The organism is Arthrobacter crusticola (assembly GCF_004357995.1).
GTDB classification, from domain to species: domain Bacteria; phylum Actinomycetota; class Actinomycetes; order Actinomycetales; family Micrococcaceae; genus Arthrobacter_D; species Arthrobacter_D crusticola.
This window is the reverse complement of record NZ_SMTK01000002.1, coordinates 690,030-715,392: the sequence shown is the minus strand read 5'-3', so window position 1 is coordinate 715,392 and position 25,363 is coordinate 690,030. Positions and strand designations below refer to the sequence as shown.

At 68.2% G+C, this 25,363-nt stretch carries 27 protein-coding genes; 13 read left to right on the top strand and 14 right to left on the bottom strand.

Annotated elements, in window-relative coordinates:
* Positions 1–69: 69 nt before the first annotated feature.
* Positions 70–681: a TetR/AcrR family transcriptional regulator gene (locus E2F48_RS07195; RefSeq protein ID WP_133403285.1), complete on the top strand. Its 612-nt coding sequence runs from the start codon at positions 70–72 to the stop codon at positions 679–681.
* Between the two features lie 93 nt (positions 682–774).
* Complete coding sequence (locus E2F48_RS07190) at positions 775–1,242, top strand: GNAT family N-acetyltransferase (RefSeq protein ID WP_133403284.1); 468 nt, start codon at positions 775–777, stop codon at positions 1,240–1,242.
* 125 nt (positions 1,243–1,367) lie between these two features.
* Here the strand turns inward: E2F48_RS07190 and E2F48_RS07185 are convergent, their stop codons facing one another.
* Together E2F48_RS07185 and E2F48_RS07180 are read right to left on the bottom strand one after the other, a co-directional pair.
* On the bottom strand, positions 1,368–2,639 hold the full coding sequence (locus tag E2F48_RS07185) for an MFS transporter (protein WP_246018561.1): 1,272 nt from the start codon (positions 2,637–2,639) through the stop codon (positions 1,368–1,370).
* 432 nt (positions 2,640–3,071) lie between these two features.
* Positions 3,072–3,629: a dihydrofolate reductase family protein gene (locus E2F48_RS07180; RefSeq protein WP_133403282.1), complete on the bottom strand. Its 558-nt coding sequence runs from the start codon at positions 3,627–3,629 to the stop codon at positions 3,072–3,074.
* 373 nt (positions 3,630–4,002) lie between these two features.
* Between E2F48_RS07180 and E2F48_RS07175 the strand changes: the two genes are divergently transcribed.
* From E2F48_RS07175 to E2F48_RS07155, 5 genes are all read left to right on the top strand, one after another.
* A complete protein-coding gene (locus tag E2F48_RS07175; RefSeq protein WP_133403281.1) occupies positions 4,003–5,316 on the top strand; it encodes a DUF2252 domain-containing protein in 1,314 nt (437 codons plus the stop codon).
* A 118-nt stretch (positions 5,317–5,434) separates the two neighbouring features.
* Positions 5,435–5,803, top strand: coding sequence for a hypothetical protein (locus tag E2F48_RS07170; protein WP_246018560.1), 369 nt, complete (start codon positions 5,435–5,437; stop codon positions 5,801–5,803).
* A gap of 240 nt (positions 5,804–6,043) precedes the next feature.
* Complete coding sequence (locus tag E2F48_RS07165; RefSeq protein ID WP_133403280.1) at positions 6,044–6,466, top strand: DUF6098 family protein; 423 nt, start codon at positions 6,044–6,046, stop codon at positions 6,464–6,466.
* A gap of 287 nt (positions 6,467–6,753) precedes the next feature.
* The gene (locus E2F48_RS07160) at positions 6,754–7,209 is read left to right on the top strand and encodes an N-acetyltransferase (protein ID WP_133403279.1); all 456 of its coding nucleotides are present in this window, start codon (positions 6,754–6,756) and stop codon (positions 7,207–7,209) included.
* A gap of 176 nt (positions 7,210–7,385) precedes the next feature.
* Entirely contained in the window at positions 7,386–7,721 is a 336-nt protein-coding gene (locus tag E2F48_RS07155) for a hypothetical protein (protein WP_133403278.1), read from the top strand.
* Positions 7,722–7,785: 64 nt separating this feature from the next.
* Here E2F48_RS07155 and E2F48_RS07150 read toward each other — a convergent pair whose 3' ends face one another.
* The 4 genes from E2F48_RS07150 to pdhA form a co-directional block, all read right to left on the bottom strand.
* On the bottom strand, positions 7,786–8,505 hold the full coding sequence (locus E2F48_RS07150) for a GAF and ANTAR domain-containing protein (RefSeq protein WP_133403277.1): 720 nt from the start codon (positions 8,503–8,505) through the stop codon (positions 7,786–7,788).
* 457 nt (positions 8,506–8,962) lie between these two features.
* Positions 8,963–10,453 (bottom strand): dihydrolipoamide acetyltransferase family protein, encoded by a 1,491-nt coding sequence (locus tag E2F48_RS07145; protein ID WP_133403276.1) that lies wholly within the window; start codon positions 10,451–10,453, stop codon positions 8,963–8,965.
* Positions 10,454–10,461: 8 nt separating this feature from the next.
* Complete coding sequence (locus tag E2F48_RS07140; protein ID WP_133403275.1) at positions 10,462–11,469, bottom strand: alpha-ketoacid dehydrogenase subunit beta; 1,008 nt, start codon at positions 11,467–11,469, stop codon at positions 10,462–10,464.
* Entirely contained in the window at positions 11,469–12,608 is a 1,140-nt protein-coding gene (pdhA, locus tag E2F48_RS07135) for a pyruvate dehydrogenase (acetyl-transferring) E1 component subunit alpha (protein WP_246018559.1), read from the bottom strand. The genes E2F48_RS07140 and pdhA overlap by 1 nt, the downstream gene beginning before the upstream one ends.
* A 188-nt stretch (positions 12,609–12,796) precedes the next feature.
* On the opposite strand from pdhA, the gene E2F48_RS07130 reads away from it, so the two are divergent.
* A complete protein-coding gene (locus E2F48_RS07130; protein WP_133403273.1) occupies positions 12,797–13,273 on the top strand; it encodes an Lrp/AsnC family transcriptional regulator in 477 nt (158 codons plus the stop codon).
* 189 nt (positions 13,274–13,462) lie between these two features.
* Positions 13,463–13,735, top strand: a complete 273-nt coding sequence (locus E2F48_RS07125; RefSeq protein WP_133403272.1) for a hypothetical protein — start codon at positions 13,463–13,465, stop codon at positions 13,733–13,735.
* Positions 13,736–13,849: 114 nt separating this feature from the next.
* Here the strand turns inward: E2F48_RS07125 and E2F48_RS07120 are convergent, their stop codons facing one another.
* Together E2F48_RS07120 and E2F48_RS07115 are read right to left on the bottom strand one after the other, a co-directional pair.
* Complete coding sequence (locus E2F48_RS07120; RefSeq protein WP_133403271.1) at positions 13,850–15,487, bottom strand: solute symporter family protein; 1,638 nt, start codon at positions 15,485–15,487, stop codon at positions 13,850–13,852.
* On the bottom strand, positions 15,484–15,954 hold the full coding sequence (locus E2F48_RS07115) for a DUF485 domain-containing protein (protein WP_425455756.1): 471 nt from the start codon (positions 15,952–15,954) through the stop codon (positions 15,484–15,486). Before E2F48_RS07115 ends, E2F48_RS07120 begins: the two co-directional genes overlap by 4 nt.
* Before the next feature lie 255 nt (positions 15,955–16,209).
* On the opposite strand from E2F48_RS07115, the gene E2F48_RS07110 reads away from it, so the two are divergent.
* From E2F48_RS07110 to E2F48_RS07095, 4 genes are read left to right on the top strand one after another with little or no spacing between them, the layout of a single operon-like run.
* On the top strand, positions 16,210–17,397 hold the full coding sequence (locus tag E2F48_RS07110) for a sensor histidine kinase (RefSeq protein ID WP_133403269.1): 1,188 nt from the start codon (positions 16,210–16,212) through the stop codon (positions 17,395–17,397).
* Positions 17,398–17,413: 16 nt separating this feature from the next.
* Complete coding sequence (locus E2F48_RS07105) at positions 17,414–18,133, top strand: LytR/AlgR family response regulator transcription factor (RefSeq protein WP_133403268.1); 720 nt, start codon at positions 17,414–17,416, stop codon at positions 18,131–18,133.
* Positions 18,134–18,143: 10 nt separating this feature from the next.
* Complete coding sequence (locus tag E2F48_RS07100) at positions 18,144–18,560, top strand: DUF485 domain-containing protein (RefSeq protein ID WP_133403267.1); 417 nt, start codon at positions 18,144–18,146, stop codon at positions 18,558–18,560.
* Positions 18,550–20,091 carry a sodium/solute symporter gene (locus tag E2F48_RS07095; protein ID WP_133403266.1) on the top strand — a complete coding sequence of 514 codons (1,542 nt, stop codon included), beginning with the start codon at positions 18,550–18,552 and terminating at the stop codon, positions 20,089–20,091. Before E2F48_RS07100 ends, E2F48_RS07095 begins: the two co-directional genes overlap by 11 nt.
* Here E2F48_RS07095 and E2F48_RS07090 read toward each other — a convergent pair.
* The 6 genes from E2F48_RS07090 to rpsB all read right to left on the bottom strand — a co-directional run bounded on the left by E2F48_RS07090 (position 20,080) and on the right by rpsB (position 25,325).
* Positions 20,080–20,658, bottom strand: coding sequence for a DivIVA domain-containing protein (locus tag E2F48_RS07090; RefSeq protein WP_133403265.1), 579 nt, complete (start codon positions 20,656–20,658; stop codon positions 20,080–20,082). The two genes, E2F48_RS07095 and E2F48_RS07090, sit on opposite strands and share 12 nt — an antisense overlap.
* Before the next feature lie 52 nt (positions 20,659–20,710).
* Positions 20,711–21,598, bottom strand: coding sequence for a phosphatidate cytidylyltransferase (locus tag E2F48_RS07085; RefSeq protein ID WP_133403428.1), 888 nt, complete (start codon positions 21,596–21,598; stop codon positions 20,711–20,713).
* 344 nt (positions 21,599–21,942) lie between these two features.
* Positions 21,943–22,500 (bottom strand): ribosome recycling factor, encoded by a 558-nt coding sequence (gene frr, locus E2F48_RS07080; RefSeq protein WP_120166711.1) that lies wholly within the window; start codon positions 22,498–22,500, stop codon positions 21,943–21,945.
* A gap of 100 nt (positions 22,501–22,600) precedes the next feature.
* Complete coding sequence (gene pyrH / locus E2F48_RS07075; RefSeq protein ID WP_133403264.1) at positions 22,601–23,341, bottom strand: UMP kinase; 741 nt, start codon at positions 23,339–23,341, stop codon at positions 22,601–22,603.
* Positions 23,342–23,476: 135 nt separating this feature from the next.
* On the bottom strand, positions 23,477–24,313 hold the full coding sequence (gene tsf, locus E2F48_RS07070; RefSeq protein ID WP_133403263.1) for a translation elongation factor Ts: 837 nt from the start codon (positions 24,311–24,313) through the stop codon (positions 23,477–23,479).
* Between the two features lie 109 nt (positions 24,314–24,422).
* A complete protein-coding gene (gene rpsB / locus E2F48_RS07065; RefSeq protein ID WP_133403262.1) occupies positions 24,423–25,325 on the bottom strand; it encodes a 30S ribosomal protein S2 in 903 nt (300 codons plus the stop codon).
* Positions 25,326–25,363: the final 38 nt, after the last annotated feature.

The window sequence follows — 25,363 nt, the reverse complement described above, 5'->3', positions numbered from 1 at the left end:
GGTTAGTGGCTATTAACCGGCCTGTCCACCACAATAAGAGCACACACCACCGCCGCGAAGGATATTTTCATGGAATCACCGCCGACCGTCGACCGGGTTACGGGCCGCAGCCTGGCCAAGGCCTCGCGGCGCGCCGCCCTTCTGGGCGCGGCGGCCCAGCTCTTCGCCGAGCGCGGGTACAACGGTGTCTCCATCGAGGACCTCGGGGCCGCCGCGGGCGTCAGCGGGCCGGCCGTCTACCGGCACTTCAGCGGCAAGCCGGCGGTGCTCTCGGCGCTGCTGACCGGGGTCAGCGAGGATCTCCTCGACGGCGGCCGGGCCGTCCTCGCGAACTCCTCCGACGCCGACAGCGCGCTGCGCGGGCTCATCGAGTTCCAGGTCGATTTCGCCCTCAGCAACGCCAACGTCATCCGCGTCCAGGACCGGGACCTCAGCAGCCTGTCCCGGGAAGACGCCCAGACGGTGAGATCGCTGCAGCGCCGCTACCTCGAGGTATGGGTCGAGGCGATGGCGAACCGCACCCCGGGCGCGGACCTCGTGCAGCTGCGCCGCAAGGCCCACGCGGTGTTCGGACTTATCAACTCGACCCCTCACACCACCCAGGGCAGCAGGAGCAGCAGGGATCTCGGCGGCCTGCGGCTCCTGTTGGAGAACATGGCCTGGGCCGCACTGAACGCCTGACCCCGGCATCCGCCGAACCCACGGGTACGCTGGTTCCTTACCGACACCATCCCCTACCGATACCGACAGTGCCTCCTAACCGAAAGTTCCGCCGTGATTGAACTCCGCCCCGTTGAAGCCGCCGACCTGGATAAGTTCTTCACCCACCAGCTGGACCCGAGTGCCAACCACATGGCGGGCTTCGCTGCGAAGAATCCATCCGACCGCGGGGTGTTCGACCACCACTGGCAGGACATCCTCAACAACCCCAAAATCACGGTCCGCACCATCCTCGCGGACGGCGAAGTCGTCGGCAGCATCCTCGCCTACAAGGACGAGGAGACCCCCGAAATCAGCTACTGGGTGGATAAGGCCCGTTGGGGGCAGGGCATCACGACGGAGGCGGTGGGCCAGTTCCTCGCCGAGGTGACCGAACGCCCGCTGCGCGCCCGGGCCGTGGTCGACAATGTCAGCTCGATCCGCATCCTTGAGCGGTGGGGCTTCCAGCGGGTGGGCGAGGCGCAGGGCTTTGCCAACGCCCGCGGAGCAGTGGTCAAGGAACTGATCCTCGAACTGCGCTGAGCCTGCGAGGCGCGGCGCGTTAGGGGCAGTCGGCCGAGGGCGCGGTGCGCGAGAGCCAGCCGGCCTGTCGGGCCGCAGTCCGGCACTGCGCCGCCCGCTCAGGCGCTGTCCTCGCGCTCCGCGTCTCAGGCGCCTTCTACGTCGCGCTCCGCGGCCTCAATGGCCGGTTCGGTCACCACCCGCATGCCCAGCAGGAGCGCCAGGGACAGGATGCCCATCGCTGCGAACACCGTGGTCAAACCGAAGTACTGGGCCAGCACCCCACCTGCGGCCGCGCCTGCCGGCATCGTGCCCCACGCCAGCAGGCGGTAGGCGCTGTTGACCCGCCCGAGCAGCCGGTCCGGGGTGATCCGCTGCCGCAGCGAGACTGAGACAACGTTCCAGACGGCGATGGCCATCCCGCCCAGGAAGAAGGCCAGGCCCACGAGCACCGGGTCTGCGGTCACGGCCGGGATGCCGACGAGGGGGACGCTCGCGAGGATCGCCACGGCCAGGGACCGGGAGCGTCCCAGCCGCTTCTCGATCCCCTCGGCGACGAGCGAACCGAGCAGGCTTCCGACGGCGATTGAGGTCAGCAGCAGCCCGAAACCGGGCTCCGAAAGCTTCATGGCCGATCCGGGTCCGACGGCGAAGAGCACGAAAACGGTGAACGCCGCGCTCGTGGCGAAGTTGAAGCCCCCGACCATTGCCCCAAGCGTCCGCAGCAGCGGCCGGCTCCACAGGAAGCGCAGCCCCTCCGCGATGTCGGCGCGCATGGAGGTCGATGAGGTCCGCTCCACCCGGAAACTGCCGCGCACGAACAGCAGCGCCCCCACCGCGCAGACCCACAGGGCCGCCGGGACGGTGAGGGCAAGCGTGGCCCCCGCGACGACGAGCGCTCCTCCAAGCGGCGGCCCGATGAACTGGTTCGCCGTCAGTTCCACCGCGAAGAGCCGGCCGTTGGCCCGCGAGAGTACCGGCCGGGGCACCACCTGCGGCAGGATCGACTGGGCCGAGGTGTCGTAGGCGGTTTCGGAGCAGCCGATGGCGAACGCCACGAGGTAGAGGGCCCAGATCGGCTCCGCCACGGACAGCAGGGCGGCCACGAGGGCGAGGAGAAGAGCGGCTCGAGCGGTGTTGGCCATGAGCATGATCCGTCGGCGGTCGCCGCGGTCGGCGAGCGCTCCGGCCGGCAGCGCGAAGATCAGCCAAGGCAGCGACAGGGCGATGGCGAGCCCGGCGATCAGCGTCGGGGAATCGGTGAAGCGCAGGGCGATCAACGGCAGGGCCACCTTGAGGACGCCGTCGGCGAGGTTCGAGAAGCCTGAAGCGGTCCACAGCGTCCAGAACGGGGGCCCGAGGGGCTGCCGTTCGCTCTCGGGCGCCGGATCCCCGGGGCCCGCTTGATCCTCCGCCACGAAATTTCCCCATCCTGTCTCTGCCGGTGCAGGCTGTCGGCCCGGCCTGTCGGCAGAGCCCGGCGGCACGGTCTTCGTTCGATCCGGACGTTCTGTCCGGCTGCTGTCCTCGGTTGGAACCTGCGGCTGCGCTCCTCGACCGGCCTCTTCGGCCGTCATCTCCGGCCCGTCCAGAATGGCATCCGCTGCCCCAGGTCCAAGTAAAGCGCTATTCGAGGACGCACCGCGTCCGGCGCGCCGCACCAGGCAGCCGGCCGAGGGTCGTCACTTCGGACCCTCGTGTCTTGCCCTGACCGTGACGACTCCAGGCATCACCTGGGCACGGCACGGGGGCGATCCGGTGCTGCACTCCGCGGAACGGCATGCGCTGACAGACCGCCGGCGGCGTCGCCACCCGGTGCGGCTCAGCGGGTGCCGTTCAACAGGTGCGGTTCAGCGGGTGCGGTAGCGCGCGTAGATCAGTCCGCTGTCGAAGGAGCGCTCCTCGACCAACTCGAGATCCAGCCGCACGCCGTCGGGGAAGAAGCGCTTGCCGCCGCCGACCACACTTGTGGTGATAAACAGGTGGTACTCGTCCACCAGGCCGGCCGAGATAGCCTGACCCGCGAGGTTCGGGCCGTCGATGCTGAGGTCGGAGTCGGACTCGGCCTTGAGCCTGCGCACCGCATCCGGGTTGAAGGTCCGCTCGATCCGGGTCTTGGCGCTGGACACTGACTCCAGGGTCGTGGAGTACACGATCTTCTCCGCGGCCTGCCAGTCGCGGGCATACTGCAGGATGTGCGGAGGCACGTCGGGCAGGGTATGCGCGGTCTCCCAGAAAACCATCGTCTCGTACATCCGCCGGCCGTAGAGGAAGGTTCGGACGGGCCGGAAAACATCACCGATGAAGGCGTGCACCTCCTCGACCTCGGCCCCGGCCCCGAGGTTGCCCTCCGCCGCCTCGGCGTAGCCGTCGAGTGAGGTGATCATTGAGTAGATCAGCTTTGCCATGCTTCTCCTTCGGGTACGCAGGGCGGTCTGCGGGCGGTCGTGCACGCAATGGCCCCCGCACGGACCGGAACGCACCGGCCGGTTCCGCCGGCCCACAGTCCGGGTCGGTTAACAAGTCCGCTAACCAGTTCGCATCAAACGATCCCGTCACCGTCGAATTGTCGACGAAGCGTACCCCGGGCTCCCCACCCGGCTCCACCAATCCAGCACCTGCCCTTCCCGCACGGCGCGCCCGTCGCTTCCCCCTCCCCCGCACTTCGCCCAGCGCGCCCGTCTCGTCCCCAGCGGGCCGGGCCGCCGCCTCCACTGCACCCGCCGCGCCCGTCGCCTCCGCCACCGTGCCCGGCCACCGGAGCGCGGGTAGTCTGACTCCATGGTCGACTCGACGCGCCGCCAGCAGCTCATCATCGACACTCTGGTCGAAGCCCATGAGGCCCTGATGGAGGCCGATCCGCACGCTTTCCGTGCCCGGTTCCGAAAGATGGCCGCCGACCCCTACGCGTTCTACCGGGGCAGCGCCGCCCTCTTCTATGCCGATATGGCGGACCTTGACGACCGCTGGGCCGACGAGCGCACCAGCCGCGTATGGATCCACGGTGACCTGCACGCCGCGAACTTCGGCACCTACATGAGCAACGAAGGACGCCTGACCTTCGACGTCAACGATTTCGATGAGGCCTACGTTGGCCATTTCTCCTGGGATCTCCGTCGCTTCGCCGCTTCCCTTGCCCTGCTCTGCTGGCAGAAGGCACTTCCCACCCGTACTGTGCACGACCTCGCCCGGGTTTACCTGCGGGCCTACCTGGACCGCGTGCGCGACTATGTCAATGACGAAGACGCAGATTTCGCCTTCGGCCTCTCCAACACCGACGGGGCGGTCCGCGCCGTCCTCCAGGAGGCCCGGGCCTCCAAGCGGACCGTGCTGCTCGACTCGCTGACCCGGATCGAGGATTACGAACGGCACTTCCGCGAGGACGGTTCGATCCGCACGCTCGGGGAGGCCGAGTACCGGAAGGTGGACGCCGCGTTCGAGCAATACCTGAGCACCATCCCCGACAGCGAACGATCCCGACGGAGGGTCTTCTACCGGGTCAAGGGCATCGTCGGCAAGAAGGGCTTCGGCATCGGCAGTGCGGGCCTGCCCGCCTACAACGTGCTCATCGAGGGCTTCGACGAGGCACAGGAGAACGACATCATCCTCACCATGAAGCAGTCGAACGTCGCCGCGCCCAGCCGGATCGTCTCTGACGAGCGGGTCCGCTCCTACTTTCTCGACGACGGCCACCGCGCGGTCATCAGCCAGCGCTCACTCCAAACCCACACTGATCCATTCCTCGGTTACACCACCATTGACGGGGTGTCCTTCGTCGTCGCCGAACTCTCACCCTACAAACGGGACCTTGACTGGGAAGACCTGACCGAGCCGTCCCAGATGGAACCGGTCCTGGCCAGCCTGGGTCAGGCCACCGCCAAGATCCACTGTTCAAGCGACGAGGACAGCGACCATGACCTTGTTCCATTCCGCATCGAAACTGCGATTATTGAATTGCTTGAGGGCCGCGAAGAGGGGTTCATCGAAGACATCATCGACTTCGCCACGGCCTACGCGGCGGAGGTCCGCCGGGACCATTCATTGTTCGTCGATGCCTTCCGGGAGGGAAAAATCACAGCAGTTCCGGCCACTTAAGCCTCTCCAGCCGGAGGAGAATTGCACCGAGGACCGACATCGAGAACTCCGACCTGAATCCGTTGCGCGTCGCCCTGACTGCCACGCCGGCCTCCCGCAGAATCAAGGAGAATCACCAATGATGACCAAGACCACCCGCGGCCCGCACCAGTGGCGCCTGGCCCTGCTCGCCCTTCCCATCGCCGCGCTGCTGGGAGCATGCGCCCAGGTCGAGGACACCGCCCGGGACGCCGTCTCCTCGGCCGCGACCGCCGCGGCGGGTGAGGTGAAGGAGCAGATCTGCAAAGTGACCGAGGATGGCCTGGTCAGCGCGCAGGACAAGGAACTCCTCGGCGGCCTGATCGCACCCGCCAGGACCGCCGGGGTACCCGAGGCAATTCTGGCGCCGGCGGATCGGCTGGCCGAGTCCGGCGACGCAGTGCCCGACGACGCCCTGTCCGAACTGCGCGGAGCATGCGGACAGGAACCGGAGCCGTCCGCCACCTGACAAGGTCCCGCGCAACTCGAATCCGGCCGTGGGGATAATTCTTGACCGGGCTGGCGCCGTCGAGCATTCTTAAATCTGCTAAGCATGCTTAGGAATCCATCCGAGGAGCCGGGAACAGCGTCGTGACGGGCGTCGGCACCCGATGCAAGGCAGTGGGCCATCCCGGCGCCAGGGCTCGGTCCGGGGGTCTGACGCAGACCGACCGGAGTTCCTTTCAATGGGCGGACGCGAAAGGCGGCAATGACAACCACAACGGAAGGCAGCCTCGTGAGGGATCTGGCCGAACTCGAGCGGCTGGTCACGGCGGTGGACGGCGTTTGCCTGCGCTACTCGAAAGGGTTCGAGGCCGACGCCGGTTCACAGAGCACCGACACCGAAAGCGGACTGGCACTCCCCGGCCTCTCGGTGAATCCCCTGACACCGGAAGCATGGTGGACCCGGCCGCTGAAGGACTGGCTGGCCCGCCAGATCTGCCAGTACAAGCATCTCAGCGAGCGCCGGGACCGCCATGCCTGGGTCCTGACGGGAACCTGCGCCGGCCGCGGACCCGACTGCGAGCCGCTCCTGACCGACATCCGCCCCTTAGGGCGGCTCGACCCAGCCCTCCTGGAGGAGGCCGAGCGCATTTACGAGGAGCGGTTCAGGGCCCGGCAGGGGCCCTAGCGGGGCGGCTTTGGCGCACTGGGCCAACTAATAAGCCTCCTGACCTTTCCCTTTCCGGACTTCCGACCTACACTGAGGAGACCGGTCGAGCAGGAGGCCTGTGGCCCCTCGACCATGGAGTTCTCATGAACAACGCTCTGCATGTTCATTTCCCGACGTCCGACCTAGACGCCCCTGCTGCACTGTGGGGGCACTCCCCCCGGTCGGCGACCGTGTCCGGCCCGTCGGCGGGCGAGGCTCCATTCCCCACTGACCTTTCCGCGCTGTCCACCCGGCAGCTTCGCACCATGTGCAACCAGACCTACCAGCTCATGGACACCGCGTACCCACCGCTTGAGGTGTGGGAGCGTTACGAGGCGCTGGTCGAGGAGCTGGAACACCGGGAGCAGACGGCGCAGGCTCCAGTACCGGTGGAGTCGACGGGCCAGCGGGGGACATTCCGGGACAACGTGTTGTACTCGCGGTTCGAGCTGTACCGGGACGGCCTGATGGCCGGGTACGTCAAATACGAGCTGCGCGGCGGGGAAGTCCTGCTGATCCAGGCAGTCATTGACCGCCGGTTCCGCTCCATGGGACTTGAGCCCGTGCTGATGCAGTCGGTCCTGATGAACGCACACCGCCGGCGCCTCGATATCGCACCATACTGCGCCGAATCCCGGGAATTCCTGAGGGAGAACCCGCAGTTCCTGCGCCTGCTCCTCCCCCATCAGCGCGACCGGTTCCTCGCCGCTGCCGGCGGCTGAGCAGGGCGCCGGGCAAGCATTCTTGAGGGAAATTCTAGGTTTCCACCGGGGCTCCTTGAGGTGCGGGGATGACAATGGGAGAGTACGGAAAGCAGGAGTCCCAATCAACGGGTCGGGGGAGTCTGAAACAGGGGCGCCGGCCGCTTTCGCCGCCGACTCACCCAAGGGACAGACCCATGCAGCACCAGCGCACCTTCGAGGCCCTCGAATGTTCCGGCCTGTCCCTCGGTGAAGTCGTCCAGCATTACCTCAACATGGGCGGGTCAATGGACGAGCTTGAGGTCGATGCCTACCTGCATGGCCTGATCCCGCTGCCCGCACAGGAGCGCGACTGCATCTCGCAGGCCGTCAACGAACTCATCGACGACATGTTCTCCGGCGGGAGCTACCACTGCTGCCGCGCCCCCTACAGTCCCGAACACCGTTCCAACCTGAGCCGGCAGTCACCGCCGGCCCCACCTGCCAGGTTGAGGTCCCGGCTGCGGGCGCGGGCCACCCGCGTCGACAGCTGACCGCCGACAACCGACCGCCGACAACCGACCACAGGCAGCTCACCACCGGCGCTCCGCCGGTCGCTTATCCTCCGGCTGCAGCCTGCGCGTGACCCCTGCCGTTGCCGTTCAGCCGAATATCGCCGGTGCTGGCCAGCTGCTCGGCGACCACCTGAAGCTTCGTATTCGTAGTGGAACTCACCGCCGAGAGCAGCACAAAGGCCTGCGGTGCACTGATCTTGAAGCGTTCCATCAGGATTCCCTTGGCCTGGCCGATCACATCCCGGTTCACCAGAGCCTGATTGAGTTGGCTGATCTCCTGGGCATCGGCGAACGCGACCGCGGCATGGGCTGCGACCAGCTGGCCGACCTGCTCGCTCTCCTCATCGAAAGCGCCCACCTCGGCACCGTAGAGATTGAGTGCCCCGAGGCTGTCGCCCTCAACGAACAACTGGAACGACAGCATGCTCCGGGCACCCAGGTCCCACGCCCGCCTGGCGAACCTGGGCCAGCGGGTTTCGCTACTCAGGTCGGAAACCCGGACCAGCTGCTCTTCATAGGCGGCATCAAGACACGGGCCCTGACCTGTTTCACTTTGGACTGCGTCGACCCTGCGCGGCAGGTCGCCGGACGCGGCCCGGGACTCTACCGTCCGACGCGCCCTCACCAGACTGATCGACGCGTGCGCCACCTGCGGGATCAACCGGATTGCCGCCCGCACAATGTCTTCGAGGACCGCTTCTGTGTCCTGCTCCTTCTGCAGCTCACGCGCAAGCAGGCCCAGCTGATCAGCGAGATCCGCCATGCCGCGCGGCTGGTCCCCCGCCTGGGAATTCCTCTCAATCACCGTCCGCCCTCACGTCACTGCTCCCGTTCTGGTGATCCGCTGTCGCCGACCGGTCCCCACGTCCCCCACCCGTTGCGCAGTCGATTGTAGGACGATCCGCTGCGCAATGGTTGCTGCGACGGTGGACTTGGGATCGGGGTGGACTGTTGCCACCCGGTGCGCCGCCCCTGCCCCGTTCCGAGTGGACACCACACCTCCGCGCAGGAGGGGCCGGTGTCCAACCGATGCCCTTGGGGTGGTTCTCCGACTCTACTCCCCGCCGTCAAGCCAGCCGCCTCGAACGCCACTGTTTTTCCGTGTATTTCAGGCATCAGCAGGAGCCTGCGCCCGCTGGTCCCACGCTAAACCCTGCAGGGGCCGCTTCAGCAGAACCGTTCCGGCGTCGGGGCGGCCAGGCCGGGTGCGGCGACAGCCGTCACACCATCGCGAGGACCATCCCGGGATCGGCCAGGATGGCGCCGATGTCGGCGAGGAACCGCGAACCCTGCTCGCCGTCGACCAGCCGGTGGTCGAAGGAGAGGCTGAGGGTCATTACGGACCGCAGCGCAACCTGACCCTCGTATTCCCAGGGCATGCGGCGGACGGCACCCATGGCGAGGATCGCCGCTTCCCCGGGGTTGAGGATGGGCGTTCCGGCGTCGATCCCGAAGACTCCGATGTTCGTAATGGAGATGGTGCCGCCCGAGAGGTCCGCGGGGCCCGTCTTGCCTGCGCGGGCCCGCTCGGTGAGGCCCGTCAGCTCTCCGGCCAAATCCATCAGGCTGAGCTCCTGGGCGTCCTTGATATTGGGCACGAGGAGTCCCCGCGGCGTTGCAGCGGCTATGCCGAGGTTCACATAGTTGAACTGCACGATGTCCCCGGCTGCTTCGTCCCAGCGGGAGTTCAGAGTCGGGTTGCGCCGAAGGGCGATGCACAGGGCCTTCGCGACGATCGTCAGCGGCGTGATCCGCACGCCCGCGAACGCCTTCGATTCCTTGACCCGGCCGATGAGTTCCATCGTAGGCGTGACGTCCACGGTCAGGAACTCGGTCACATGCGGCGCGGTGAAGGCGCTGGCCACCATGGCCGCCGCCGTGTGCTTGCGCATCCCCTTGATCGGTGCGCGCGTCTCCCGGCCCGTGTCCTGCACTCCGGCCGGTGAGGAGGTGGCCGGTGAGGAGGTGGCCGGTGCAGGCGCGATGCTGCCGCCCGCCCCGGCCGACGAAGCCGCCAGGACGTCGTCGCGGGTAATCAGCCCGCCTGGTCCGGTTCCGGGAACCTCCTCGAGACGGATTCCGAGATCACGTGCCAGCTTCCGCACCGGAGGAGTCGAGCGCGGACGCTCGCCGCTGACTGTCGGAAGGCCCGGGGCGGCCGGACGCGGGCCGGCGGATTCGAGGGCGGGAGCGACGGGAGCGGCCTCGACGGCAGGGCGGGCCGGAACGGCAGGAACGGCAGCGATCATCGGCACGGACCCGGGAATTCCGGCCAACCCAGGAAGGGCGGATCCTCCGGCCGGATTCGCCCCACCCAAAAGCTGGGATGCGAAGCGCCTGGCGCGCCGTTCCGGTCGCCCACCCTTCTCGACAGCGGCACCGTATCCCACAAGGTTCGGCTCCCGCTTGGCGGGGGCACCGGTGTCCCCGGCGGACGCGGCGCCGCCGGTGGTCGGGGGCGCTCCAGCGGGCCCGGCCACCTCGAAGGACACCAGCGGCGCGCCGACCTCGACGACGGTGCCGGGCTGTTCGTGAAGCTCGGCGATGACGCCGGCGTAGGGCGAGGGCAGTTCGACGACGGCCTTCGCGGTCTCCACATCGGCGATGATCTGGTTCAGCTCGACGGTGTCCCCCACCGCCACATGCCAGTTGACGATTTCAGATTCCGTGAGGCCTTCGCCCAGGTCCGGAAGCCGGAACTCCTTGATCACGCCCGCCACTACCTTTCGAGTCCGCTCAGTGAATTGGGCCGGCCGAGCACGCGGTCGACGCCGTCGAGGATGCGGTCGAGGTCCGGCAGATGGTGGAATTCGAGCTTGGAGTAGGGATACGGGATGTCGAACCCCGTGACCCGGACCGGCGCGTGCTCAAGGTGGTAGAAGCACCTCTCGGTGATGCTCGCGGCGATCTCCGCCCCGAGCCCGCCGGACTGCGCGGCCTCGTGGGTGATGACGAGGCGCCCGGTCTTCCGCACGGAGGCTTCGACGGTCTCGAAGTCGATGGGCGCCAGCGAGCGCAGGTCGATGACCTCCACGGAGACGCCGTCGTCACCGGCGGCCACCGCGGCGTCGCGCGCCGTGGGAACCAGCGGGCCGTAGGTCACCAGGGTGACGTCGGAGCCCTCGGTGACGACGCACGCCTTCTCCATGCTCGAGGCCGCCGGGTCGGAGCCCTCGTCCACTTCGCCCTTGACGTGGTAGCGGCGCTTGGGCTCGAAATACAGCACGGGGTCATCGGAGCTGATGGCCTGCTGGATCATCGTGTAGGCGTCCTGCGGGTTCGACGGGCTGATCACGCGCAGGCCGGAGGTGTGGGTGAAGTACGCCTCGGGCGATTCCGAATGGTGCTCCGGCGACCCGATGCCGCCGCCGAAGGGAACCCGGATGGTGATCGGCATCTTCACCGCACCCTGGGTGCGGTAGTGGATCTTCGCTACCTGGCACACGATCTGGTCGAACGCCGGGTAGATGAAGCCGTCGAACTGGATTTCCACGACGGGCCGGTAGCCCCGGTAGGCCATCCCGACAGCGGTGCCCATGATGCCGGCCTCGGCGAGCGGAGTGTCAAGGACCCGGTGGGCGCCGAAATCCTTCTGCAGCCCGTCGGTGATGCGGAAGACGCCGCCCAGTTTGCCGATATCCTCGCCCATGAGGATCACCTTGGGATCGTTGTCCATGGCCCGGCGCAGGCCAGCGTTGATCGCGCGGCCGAAGGTAAGAGTGGACATCAGGAGCTCCCGTCGGAGGATGCGCTGTCGGCAAAGGATGAAAGGTACCGCTCGTAGTGGTCCTGCTGGCGGTCAAGCCAGGAATTCGGCGTGCTGTAGACGTGCTTGAACACGTCCGACGGTGCCGGTTCGGGCATGTCCAGGCAGCCGGCGCGCAGCTCGGCGGCGACGGCGTCGGCCTTGGCCTTCACTGCGGCCGTGAAGGCCTCGTCGAACAGGCCTCGGGAGTCGAGGTGCGCCTCGAGTCGCTTCAGCGGGTCCTTCGCCGCCCAGTCCTCGAGTTCATTGGCGTCGCGGTAGCGGGTGGGGTCGTCCGCCGTCGTGTGCGGTCCCATCCGGTAGGTGACCGCCTCGATGAAGGTCGGGCCGCCACCGGAGCGTGCCCGGGCGAGGGCCTGGCGGGTGACGGCGAGGCAGGCGAGCACGTCGTTCCCGTCGACCCGCACCGAGGGGATGCCGAAGCCGGGGGCGCGGTTCGCGATCGGCACGTGGGCCTGGAGGCCCACCGGCTCCGAGATGGCCCAGTGGTTGTTCTGGCAGAAGAAGATGACCGGGGCCTGGAAGCTGGCGGCGAAGACCATCGCCTCGTTGACGTCGCCCTGGCTGGTGGCGCCGTCGCCGAAGTAGGTGACCGCCACGGCGTCGTCGCCGTCGTTGAGGATACCCATCGCGTAGCCGGTGGCATGGAGGGTCTGCGCTCCGATGATGACCTGGGGGGTGGCCATATTGATGGCGTAGGGGTCCCAGCCGGAGGAGGCATTGCCGCGCCAGACGCGCAGGATGTCGGTGAGGTCAACCCCGCGGCAGTAGGCAACGGCGTTTTCGCGGTAGCTGGAGAAGACGAAGTCGTCACGGCGCAGCGCGCGGCCCGAGCCGATCTGCGCCGCCTCCTGGCCGAGCAGCGGCGGCCACAGGGCCAGTTCGCCCTGGCGCTGGAGGGCCGTGGCTTCGGCGTCGATCCGGCGGACGACGACCATGTCCTCGTAGAGGCCCTGCAGTGCGGCGCCGTCGACGTCGGCCACCAGGGGGTCGTAGGCCGGGTCCGGAACGCGGATGCCGTCGGCGGTGATCAGCTGGATGAGTCCGGGAGGTGGCCCGTCCGGGCCGCCGGGAACGGATTCGATGTTTTTCAGGGCCACAATTGCACTTCGCCTTCACTGTCACGCCGGTCCGTCCGCGGCGCAGCAGCGCCTCCGGGACACCTCGGGCGCCATTACCCGAAGTACCTGTGACACTACTCACACACCACAGATGGCACAACCGGAATGTTATTTACTGAGCATAATGCTCTATTCCGGGCGGTCCGGGCGTGTTAGCGTTGCGCAGTATGCAACCTCTTGATGGCACCGATCTCCGCCTCCTCCTCGCCATGGCCAAGGACCCCCGGCGGACCGTTGTCGCCCTCGCGGAAAAACTTGGACTTTCGCGCAATACGGTGCAGGCGCGCATGACCCGGCTTGAGCAGAAATCCGTTTTCCTCTCCTTCGAGCGGCGCATCAATCCCGCCGCGCTGGGCTATCCCCTGATGGCGTTCATCCATGTGCACGTCCAGCAGCAGAAGCTCGCGGAAATCACGGCGCGGATCAGCGAAATCCCCGAGGTGATCGAGGCATACGGTCTCAGCGGCCAGGCCGACATCCTCGTGCGCGTCGTCTCGGCGGACGCCGAGGACCTGTTCCGGGTGAACGGGAAGATCCTCGCCTGCGACGGCGTCGAACGCTGCGACACGTCCCTGGCGATGGGCGAACTCGTGCCTTTCCGAGTCGAACCCCTGCTGCACCGCGGACCGCGCCCGCCGTCCTGACCGACGCCCCCGACAGAGGGAGCGGCACCCAAACGCTGCGGCGGGCCCCTACCGCTGCCGGCACCGATGGGCACGCTTCTCTTTTCCCTTCTGGTTGCTCCCGGCCGGGACTAGGGTCGAAACACCGCCGGGTGCCCCGGCGGCCCCGCGCACTGCACAGGTTCAACCACGCCTGCGAAGGAGTAGACCATGGCCCCCGAATCAGAAGAGCCCTCAAGTCCGGTCCGTGACGGACTCACTCAACCGACCACTCCCCTGCCCCGCGAACGGACCGAGCAGACGGCCCCTGCCGACGACGCTGATGGCTCCGCCAACCTTGACTTCGACTTCAGCGGCGCCGACGAGTCGGAGCAACCCGAGGAGGCTCCCGGGCTCAACGTCGCGGCCGGCCCCGCAGAGGAGGAGGACCGCGAGGAAACCGACGAGCGGGAACTGACCACCGATATCAGTCCCAGCGACTAGGCCGGGCACAGCACGGCACGGCAAGGCTTTCCCGCCCGGATGCCGAAGGGCCGCAGCACCGACAACGGTGCTGCGGCCCTTCGCCTGTGCGTGCCGGGTAGCGGGCTTCCCGTCCTAGTGGTCGACCGCCTTCTCGGCGCCCACTCCGGTCAGCGAGCGGACCTCCATTTCGGCCTGGACGAGGGGATCCTCGGTCCGCTTGGACAGTGTGGTCCCCAGCCAGCCGAGGAAGAAGGCCAGCGGGATCGACACGATGCCGGGGTTGTTGAGCGGGAAGATCGAGAAATCCGCTCCCTTGATCATCGACGTCTCGCCACCGGAGACGACCGGCGACAGCGCGATCAGCAGGATCGCCGAGCCGAGGCCGCCGTACATGCTCCACATGGCGCCCTGGGTGTTGAACTTCCGCCAGAACAGCGAATAGAGGATGGTCGGCAGGTTCGCACTCGCGGCCACCGCGAAGGCGAGTGCGACCAGGAAGGCGACGTTCTGGCCCGAGGCACCGATGCCGCCGAGGATGGAGAGCAGGCCGATGACGACGACGGTGCGCCGTGCGACCTTGACCTCGCCGTCCGGATCGACCTTGCCCCGGCGGATGACGTTCGCATAGATGTCGTGGGCGAACGACGCCGCCGCCGTGATGGTCAGGCCTGCCACCACGGCGAGGATCGTGGCGAAGGCGACGGCTGAAATCAGGCCGAGCAGCAGCGGGCCGCCGAGCTCGAAGGCGAGCAGCGGTGCCGCCGAGTTGACCGCACCCGGCGCCGCAAGAATGCGCTCGGCCCCGATGAGGGCGCTGGCGCCGTAGCCCAGCACGAGGGTGAACAGGTAGAACGCTCCGATGAGCCAGATGGCCCACACCACCGAGCGGCGGGCCTCCTTGGCGGTAGGCACCGTGTAGAAACGCATCAGGACGTGAGGCAGTGCCGCCGTGCCGAAGACGAGGGCGAGCGCCAGGGAGATGAAGTCGAGTCGAGTGGTGCCGGTCAGGCCGTACTGCAGGCCCGGGCTGGTGATCGCCGCGTTGCCCGAGGTTTCGATTGCGGCACCGAGCAGGGTGGAGAAGTTGAAGTCGTGGATCGCCAGGACCCACACGGTCATGATGAACGCGCCCGTGATCAGGAGGAAGGCCTTGATGATCTGCACCCAGGTGGTGCCCTTCATGCCACCGATCAGGACGTAGATGATCATGAGGATGCCGACGACGGCGATCACAAGGGACTGGCCGACGCGGTCGTCGATGCCCAGCAGCAGGGAGACGAGGCCGCCGGCGCCCGCCATCTGGGCCAGCAGGTAGAAGAAGCACACAGCCAGCGTGGTGATGGCCGCCGCAATGCGGACCGGACGCTGCTGGAGGCGGAACGAGAGGACGTCGGCCATGGTGAACTTGCCGGTGTTGCGCAGCAGTTCCGCAACGAGCAGCAGGGCCACGAGCCAGGCGACGAGGAAGCCGATGGAGTAGAGGAACCCGTCATAGCCGTTGATGGCGATGGCGCCGACGATGCCCAGGAAGGAGGCTGCGGAGAGGTAGTCCCCCGCGATCGCCGTCCCGTTCTGCGGGCCGGTGAAGGAGCGGCCTGCGGCGTAGTAGTCGGCCGCTGTCTTGTTGTTGCGGCTGGCCCGCAGCACGATCACCAGCGTGATCGCGACGAAGAGGCCGAAAATCGTGATGTTAAGCCACGGCTCGCCGACGCGGGTCGACTCGGTGGTCTGCAGGGGCAGGAACGGACCTGCGGTGAGGGGACTGATCATTTCTTCCCGCCTGTCGGATCGCTGAATGCTTCGGGGGCAGCGCTTTCAAGCTCGTGCCGAAGGTTGGCCGCGATGGGGTCGAGCCGCCGGTTGGCGTAGCTCACATACCACATGGTGATGGCGAACGTGCTGACGAACTGCGCCAGCCCGAGGAGGATGCCGATATTGACGTTGCCGAACACCGGGGTGGCCATGAAGTCGTGGGCATAGTCGGCCAGCAGCACGTAGGCGAAGTACCACAGCAGGAACGCAACTGCCATGGGGAAGACAAAGCTGCGGTGCCGCTTGCGCAGTTCGCGGAACTGCTCGGCCGCCTGGACCTCGGTGAAGTCGACCGCCGGCTGATTGGCCGCGCCGGCGGTGTGCGCACCGGCCGCCGGGGCTGCGTGGTCCGCCGGGACGCCGTCGGTCCGGCCGGTTCCCGGGGCTCCGCCGTCGGGGCCCGGCGATCCCCCGTCCGGTTCGATTGGGTGCGAACCCATTGTTCCTCCTCTGCTTGGACTTTTCCCTGCGGTGCCGGCGGCAGTGCCGGGCAGGGTCGACCTGCGGTGTGACTTCACTCACTCTCACTCCTGCCGGCGCGCATTTCCAGCATTGCGCAACCGCCCCGCGCCCAACGGGCGGCGCCCTGCGCCGAACGGTCAAGTGCCCGTCCCTCGGCTGCGGGCCCGCCCTCCGGGCCCTGACGTCGCTGCCGGGGACCGAGCCATTACTGTAGAGCCATGGTCAGCCCCGCCGTCGACACCGCCCTGGTGTTCGCCGTCGCCGCCATCACCCTGGCGGTCGTCGGTTCGGTCGGGTTCCGGTTGTCCCGCTCCTTCCGGGACCTCGGTTCCGATGCCGACCGGGCCACCTACACCACCCTCCACACAGCGGCGCTCGCCTCCGAGCACCTGCGGGAGGGGCTCACCCCGGCGGGGGCCTCCAAGGCCAGCCGCCACCTCCGCGGCCTGCTGCGGTGCGACACCCTGATGATCACCGATGAGGCGGCCGTGCTCGGCTGGGACGGGGCGCGCACCCTTCCGGCCGGGGTGATGGACGCGATCGGCGGGTCGCTGGCGAACGGACGCACGCAGATCGTGCGCCGGCCCCAACTGGAGCAGGCCGGCATCACCGGCCTGGGCGAGCTGGTCGTCGCACCCATCCGGGTGGACCAGCGGGTGGTGGGGACCGTCGGCGCCTTCGCCGCCGAGGCCAACGCCGGCCTGGTGCGCGCAACGAACGAACTGGCGGGCTGGGTCTCGACGCAGGTCGAACTCGCCGAACTCGACTCCTCCCGCCGGCTCCTGATCGAGGCCGAGGTCCGGGCGCTGCGCGCCCAGATCAGCCCCCACTTCATCTACAACTCGCTCAACGCCATCGCCTCGTTCATCAACACCGACCCGCAGCGCGCCCGCGACCTCGTCGTCGAGTTCGCCGACTTCACCCGCTACTCCTTCCGGCGTCACGGCGACTTCACCACCGTGGCCGAGGAACTCCGGAGCATCGACCGCTACCTGCTCCTTGAGCGCGCCCGCTTCGGTGACCGGCTGAAGGTTCGCCTTGAGATCGGTCCGGAGGTGCTGGGCACCGTCATCCCGTTCCTGAGCCTTCAGCCGCTCGTGGAGAACGCGGTGCGGCACGGCCTCGAGTCGAAGGAAGGCACCGGACACATCACCATCACCGCCCGCGATGCCGGGACCTTCGCGGAGGTCACCGTCGAGGACGACGGCGTCGGCATCGAACCGGATCACCTGCGCTCCGTCCTCGCCGGCCATGCCGACGGGGTCCACGTGGGCCTGCGCAACGTCGACTCGCGCCTGCGCCAGGTGTACGGCGACGACCACGGCCTGATCATCGACACCGCCCCCGGCGCCGGGACCCTGATCACGCTGCGGGTCCCCAAATTCCAGCCCGGGAACCGCACCTGAGCGTACGCTAGGGACCATGGTCAACGTGGTCATCGCCGACGATGAGCTTCCGGCAGTGGAGGAGCTCGCCTACCTGCTGTCCCAGGACAGCAGGATCCGGACCATCCACCGGGCCTCAAGCGGTGCCGAGGTGCTGGCCACCCTCGAGCAGGCCGACGTCGACGCGCTGTTCCTCGATATCCACATGCCGGCCGTGTCCGGACTCGACATCGCACGCTCCATTGCCGCCCGGGAGCGGCCGCCCGCCGTCGTCTTCGTCACCGCCGACGAGGACCGGGCGCTTGAGGCGTTCGACCTCCGGGCCGTCGACTACCTGCTGAAGCCGGTGCGGCGGGAGCGGCTGTCCGAATCGGTCCGGCGGATCTGCGAACTGGCCGAGGGAAGCGCCGCGGCGCCGGAGGTCATCACCGTCGACCAGGGCGGGATCAGCCGGCGGATCCGCCGCGACGAGGTCCGGTATGTCCAGGCTCAGGGCGACTATGCCCGGCTCCACACCGCCGGGGCGAGCTACCTCATCCGCATTCCGCTGAACGACCTCGAACGGCAGTGGGCCGATGCCGGATTCCTGCGCATCCACAGGTCCTACCTCGTGGCCATGGACCAGGTGCGCCTGGTGCGCCTTGGCGCCGGACGCCCCAGCGTCACCGTCGGCGACGCGGAGCTGCCGGTGAGCCGCAGGCACCTGCCCGGGGTCCGCGAACAGCTCGAGGCGACGCGCCTGCGGCCCGGCCAGTAGACCGCCCGCCATGACCGTGCCCGAGCCGCACCGGCTGCACCCTGCCCCGGACTCCGCCGGGCCGCCCGTCCGGGTGAGGGTCACCGCGCCGCGCACCAGCGCCCGGCCCAGTGCCGGGGCCTTCCCGGTGACCCGCGAGATGGCCGAACACTCGGCGGTCGGCGAGGTCTTCGTCGGCTCCCTCATCCGGTCCCAGCTGCGCCTGGCGCTCGTCGTGGCCGGCGGGTTCCTCATCATCCTGACCGGCATACCGGTGCTGCTCGGGCTGTTTCCCTCGATCCGGGAGGTCACCGTCCTCACCGTGCCCGTGCCCTGGCTGCTGCTCGGGCTCGGGGTCTATCCGCTGTCCATCGCCTGCGCGGCCCTGTACGTCCGCAGTGCCTCCCGCAACGAAAAGCGGTTCCAGGAGCTTATCGATGAGGGCTGACGAGGTGGGTGACGCCTTCGGGCTCAACCCCGCGGTCGGGTATGCCGCGCTGCTGCTCGTGGCCCTGACAACGCTCCTGATCGGGATCTACGGGCTGCGCATCTCGCGGACCACCGGCGACTTCTACGTGGCCTCCCGCACCGTGCGGCCCTGGTGGAACGCCTCGGCCATCGGCGGGGAGTACCTCTCGGCCGCCAGTTTCCTCGGCGTCGCCGGGCTGATCCTCATCTCCGGGGCCGACGCCCTGTGGTTCCCCATCGGCTACACCGCCGGGTACCTCATGCTGCTGCTGTTCGTGGCCGCGCCGCTGCGCCGCTCGGGGGCCTACACGATCCCCGACTTCGCGCAGGCACGGCTCGAATCCCTTCCGGCCCGGCGCATCACCAGCCTCCTCGTGATCGTCGTGGGCTGGCTGTACATCGTGCCGCAGCTCCACGGGGCCGCACTCACTGTGAGCATCACGACGGGGCTGCCGGCCTGGGTGGGCCCGCTCGCCGTCGTCGTCGTCGTGTGCGCCGGCGTGATGGGCGGCGGAATGCGGTCGATCACCTTCGTCCAGGCCTTCCAGTACTGGCTCAAGCTCACGGCGCTGGCCGTGCCCGCCGTGTTCATCCTGCTGCGCCTCGGCGTCGAGGGTCTGCCCGTGACCGGCGGCGGCGCCGCCTTCACCGCGGGGCTGAACACCACCGCCGGCGCCTCCCTGTACAGCACCAGTTCCCTGGTGATCGCCCTGCTCTTCGGCACCCTCGGGCTGCCCCACGTGCTGGTGCGCTTCTACACCAACCCCGACGGCGCCTCGGCACGGCGCACCACCCTGATCGTGCTGGCCCTGCTCTCGGTGTTCTACCTCTTCCCCACCCTCTTCGGCATCCTCGGGAGGATCTACACCCCCGACCTCGCGGTGCCTGGGGCGTCCGACGCCACGGTGCTGATGCTGCCCGGAAGGATCTTCGACGGCGCCGCCGGGGACGCACTGACGGCGTTCGTCACGGCAGGAGCGTTCGCCGCCTTCCTCTCCACCTCGAGCGGCCTCGTGGTCTCACTGGCCGGCGTCGTCAGCCAGGAGTTCTTCAACGGCAGCGTCCGGGGGTTCCGCCGGGCCGCGGTCCTCTCGACCCTGGTGCCCCTGGTCCTGGCGCTGCTGACCGACTCGCTGGCGCTGGCCGGCAGCGTGGGTTCGGTCTTCGCCTTCACCGCTTCAACGCTGTGCCCGCTGCTGCTGCTGGGCATCTGGTGGCGGGGGCTCACCGACGCCGGGGCGGTGGCGGGCATGCTCGCCGGGGCGGTCCTCTGCGGGGGGTCGATCCTCACGGCCGCGCTCCTCGGCCCGGAGGCGTCGGCGTCCCCTGACTGGCTCCGGCAGCCCGCGCTCTGGACGGTACCGGCCGCGTTCCTCGTGATGATCGTCGTGTCCCGGGCGACCCGGGGCAGGCGGCCGGCGGGCACCTCCCGCGTGCTGGCGCGGCTTCACACACCAGAGGCTCCCGGGCCCCGGCTTGCCGGCCCGAGGACCGAGCCGTCAGTCGATTGAGGCCATCAGCTCGACGACCCGGTCAAGGAACGCGTCGACCTGGTTCTCCTCGTAGCCGGCGGCACCCACGGCCTCCCGGAAGACGGCCCGGCGCACCACGTCGACGCTGAGCGGCAGATCGTTCTCGAAGTACCGCAGGAGCTGGTCGCACAGGGCATCGACGTCCTCGGTGTTGTAGCTCAATGCCTTCTTCTTGGTCGGCCTGCGGAAACGCTCGCCGGGGGCCCGGTGGAGCCGGCCCCGCAGGACGGCCGAGGCGCGGCCGATCTGCATCAGCCAGGCGTCTTCACCCTTGGCCTCGATCAGCTGGTCGCGCTCCCGCTGGGCAAAGGCGTCCTCGAGCCGGTCGAGTGCGGCGTCGACGTCCTGCGGCTCGTAGCCGCCCTTCGCCGGTTCGAACACGATGGCGCGGACCTGGGCGCTGGTGATCGGCCCGTCGCCGGACTCCCCATCGTTGTAGAAGTTGCGGGCCCGGACCAGGAAACGGTCCACCTGCCGGGTGTTGTAGCCATAGCTGCGCCGGCCGACGCGCGCAAACGGTGAGCTGCCCTGGCGAGCATCGTCCATGGTGCCTGTGTCTTTCTGCTGAGACCAAAAAGGCTGGCGGAATCCCCGTCCGCTAGATCAGCCCTGGTACCAATGTAGCGGACAGCAGGAACGCCATCGGCGAGGCGAAGACCACCGAGTCGAGCCGGTCCATGACTCCCCCGTGGCCGGGCAGCATGGTGCCCATGTCCTTGACGCCGAGTTCACGCTTGATCATCGATTCGGCCAGGTCGCCGGCGGTCGCCGCCGCGACGATGGCCACGGCAAGGACCAGGCCCACCCAGAACGGCTGGTTGAGCAGGAAGACCGCGCACAGCACGCCGATCACCATGGCGCCGCCCACCGAACCGGCGAAGCCCTCCCAGGACTTTTTGGGGCTGATTTTCGGGGCCATGGGATGTTTCCCGAACAGCACGCCGATCAGGTAGCCGAACGTGTCGTTGGCGACAACCAGCAGCAGGAGCGTCGCGATCAGCAGGTACCCGCCGGGAAGCTGAAGCAGGAGCATCGCAAAACTGAGCATGAAGGGCACCCACAGGAGGGTGAAGGCACCGGCCATCACGGCCCGCGGTGCCCCCGGTGCGGGGTCGAGCGACCGCCACAGCAGCAGGGCCAGGAACGAGAAGACCGAGGCAAAGGCGAGGCTCTCCGCGCCGCCGTAGTAGGCGGCGAAGGGCAGCGCCACGCTTGCGGCCACCGCCGGAACCAGGGGCATGCCGATACGGCGCACAGCCAGGGCGCGCGAGACCTCGAGGACGCCGAGGACGCCGAGGACGGTCACCAGGGCGACGAAGGCAAGCGGGAAGAAGAGGAGGCCGCCAAGGACCAGGATCATCAGGCCCACACCGACCCCGATGGCCGCCGGCAGGTTCCGGCCGGCCCGTGAGGGAGCTCCCGGCTCGCGCGGCGGCCGGCGTGACCGGCGGAACAGGCGCGGACGGCGCTTGCGTGCCTCACGCAGTTCGCGCCGGGTCACCGGTCCGGCCGGCACAGCGGCCGCGGGAGCCGGCGCCGCGGACGTGGCGGGAAGCGCCGCGGCGGCAGGTACGGGCCCGGGGGTCGGCGGGACGCCCGGTGCCGGATCCGCGGGGACGGAGGCGGTGGCTCCCACCTCGACCCCGCCGGCGGTGCCGGCGCCCGTACCGGCCGCCGGCACGGAACCGGTCACGGTCGGCACGGAGCCGGTCACCTGCGGGAGTGCGCTTCGGGCACTGGACGGACGGGATGCGCTTCCACCGGGTATGTCCCGGGCGGCGCCGTCACCCGGGTGGACGTTGCCGCCCGCTGAAGGCTGAGGAACATGCATCAGACTTCGAGGAGCTCGGCTTCCTTACGCTTGAGCATGTCGTCGATAGTGTCGGTGTGTGACTTCGTCAGGGCGTCCAGTTCCTTTTCGCCGCGCGAACCCTCGTCCTCGCCGGCGTCGCCGTCCTTGACGGCCTTGTCGAGACCGTCCTTGGCCTTGCGGCGGATGTTCCGCATTGAGATCTTCGCGTCCTCGGCCTTGGTGCGCACGAGCTTGACGTATTCCTTGCGGCGTTCCTGGGTGAGCTCCGGAAGCACCACCCGGATGACGTTGCCGTCGTTGGAGGGGTTGGCGCCCAGGTCGGAGTCGCGGAGGGCGCGCTCGATGTCATTGAGGGCGGCCCGGTCGAACGGGGTGATCAGCAGGGTGCGCGCCTCGGGGTTCTGGAAGGAGGCGAGCTGCTGCAGCGGCGTCGGCGCGCCGTAGTAGCTGACCATGACCTTGGAGAACATCGCAGGGTTGGCCCGCCCGGTCCGCACCGTCGCGAAATCGACCTTCGCCGCTTCGACGGCCTTGTCCATCTTCTCGGTGGCCTCTAGCAAGATCTCTTCGATCACGATGTCTCCTTAGCTCTGCGTTCAGTTGCCCGGCAACCGGTCCAGTGTTCAATCCTAGTTCACCGACCGGACCCCGGGGCCCGGATTCGGAGCCCGCGGGCTAGTTGGTGACCCGGGTCCCGAGCTTCTCGCCGCGGATGGCACGGGTGACGTTGCCCTCGCCCTCCATCCCGAACACCACCATCTCCAGGTCGTTGTCCTTGCACATGGTCATGGCGGTCTGGTCCATCACCCGGATATCCCGGCGCAGGGCCTCATCGTAGGACAGGGTGATGAGCTTCTCGGCCGAGGGATCCTTGTGCGGGTCGGCCGTGTAGACGCCGTCAACCCCGCTCTTGGCCATCAGCACCTCGTCGGCGTGCACCTCGAGCGCGCGCTGGGCCGCCACGGTGTCGGTGGAGAAGTACGGAAGTCCCGCGCCGGCACCGAAGATGACCACGCGGCCCTTCTCGAGGTGGCGGATGGCGCGCCGCGGAATGTAGGCCTCGGCGACCTGGCCCATCGTGATCGCGCTCTGGACGCGGGTCTCGACGCCCGCCTGCTCCAGAAAGTCCTGGAGCGCGAGGCAGTTCATCACCGTGCCGAGCATGCCCATGTAGTCGGCGCGGGAGCGGTCCATCCCGCTCTGGGAGAGTTCGGCACCGCGGAAGAAGTTTCCACCGCCGACGACGATCGCCACCTCAACCTCGCCCACCGTGGCCGCGATCTGCTTGGCTACGGCCCTCACCGTTTCCGGATCGACCCCGAGCTTGCCGCCACCGAACACTTCGCCGGAAAGCTTAAGGAGTACCCGCCGTCGTCCGTTCTTGCCACCCGTGATTGCCGGTTCAAGGTTGTCCATGATGCCTCCCAGGGCGTAAAGCGGTGCGTTCTGCACAATCGATAAAAGAATACGGTGCGCCGTGCGGGCGCGAAAAAGGGTGGCCACCAGGGGCGGCCACCCTTTCCATTGTTACAACCGATCCGGCGTGTTGACCTACGCGCCGACGCGGAAGCGGGCGAAGGCGGTGGCCTTCACGCCGGCGTCGCCCAGGACCTGGGCGATCGACTTCTTGGTGTCCTTCGAGAAGGGCTGGTCGACCAGGACGGCGTCCTTGAAGAAGCCGGTCAGGCGGCCTTCTACGATCTTGGTGAGCGCTGCCTCGGGCTTGCCCTCGGCGCGGGCGGTCTCCTCGGCGATGCGGCGCTCCGACTCCACGAGGTCCGCGGGGACCTCGTCGCGGGTCAGGTAGGTCGGGGTGTACGCGGCGATGTGGAGCGCGACGTCGTGGGCGGCCTCGACGGCAGCGGCACCCTCGCCCTCGACGGCGAACAGCACGCCGACCTGGGCCGGGAGGTCCTTCGAGGTGCGGTGCAGGTACGCGTCGACGACGGCACCCTCAACGCGGGCCACACGGCGGATGTCGACCTTCTCGCCCAGCAGGGCGCCGGCCTCGATGACGTGCTCCGACATGGGACGGCCGTCGACCTCGAAGGCCAGCAGGGCGTCGACGTCGGTGGCGCCCGAAGCGATGGCGGCGTCGAGGACCTTGTTGGAGAAGTCGATGAAGGGTCCGGCCTTGGCGACGAAGTCGGTCTCGCAGTTGACCTCGACCATGACGCCGACGCTGCCGTCGACGCGGGCGGCGACGAGGCCCTCGGCGGTCGAGCGGCCTTCACGCTTGGTGGCGCCCTTGAGGCCCTTGATGCGGATGACCTCGAGGGCCTTGTCCGGATCGCCGTTGGCCTCGTCGAGGGCCTTCTTGACGTCCATCATGCCTGCGCCGGTGCGCTCACGGAGGGCCTTGATATCAGCGACGGTGTAATTCGCCATGGAAAACTCCTAAATTCTGGTTGATCTACGAAGAGGATCCCTGCCGGCGCTCAGCCGGTGGAACATGCGTAAGGGGCGCGGAATCACCCACACCCCTTACGCAAGAGAACTACTTGGTATCGGCTGCGGCGTCCTCGGCGGGAGCTTCCTCAGCGGCAGGAGCTTCGGCGGCGGGGGCCTCGGCAACAGGAGCTGCTTCGGCAACAGGAGCTGCTTCGGCGGCGGGAGCCTCGGCGTTGGCCTCGGCGGCGCCCAGCAGTTCACGCTCCCACTCGGCGAGGGGCTCTTCGGCTGCGGCGGCGTCCGTGCCGTTGGCGCGGTTGTTGCGGGCGATGAGCCCCTCGGCAACGGCGTCGGCGACAACACGGGTCAGCAGGTTCACGGCGCGGATGGCGTCGTCGTTGCCCGGAATCGGGAAGTCGACCTCGTCCGGGTCGCAGTTCGTGTCGAGGATCGCGACGACGGGGATGTTGAGCTTCTTGGCCTCGTCGATGGCGAGGTGCTCCTTCTTGGTGTCGACAACCCAGATGACCGAGGGGGCCTTGGTCAGGTTGCGGATACCGCCGAGGTTGCTCTGCAGCTTGGTGAGCTCACGCTTCAGAAGGAGGAGTTCCTTCTTGGTGTGGCCCGAGCCGGCGACGTCGTCGAAGTCGATCTCTTCGAGTTCCTTCATGCGCTCGATGCGCTTGGAAACCGTCTGGAAGTTGGTCAGCATGCCGCCGAGCCAGCGCTGGTTGACGTAGGGCTGGCCGACGCGGGTGGCCTGGTCGGCGATCGCTTCCTGTGCCTGCTTCTTGGTACCGACGAACAGGACGGTTCCGCCGTGGGCCACAGTGGCCTTGACGAACTCGTAGGCGCGGTCGATGTAGGACAGCGACTGCTGCAGGTCGATGATGTAGATGCCGTTGCGCTCGGTGAAGATGAAGCGCTTCATCTTCGGGTTCCAGCGACGGGTCTGGTGGCCGAAGTGGACGCCGCTGTCGAGCAGCTGGCGCATGGTTACTACTGGCATGGGATGCCTTTCGTTTCAGCAGGGCGTGCGCGCAAGAC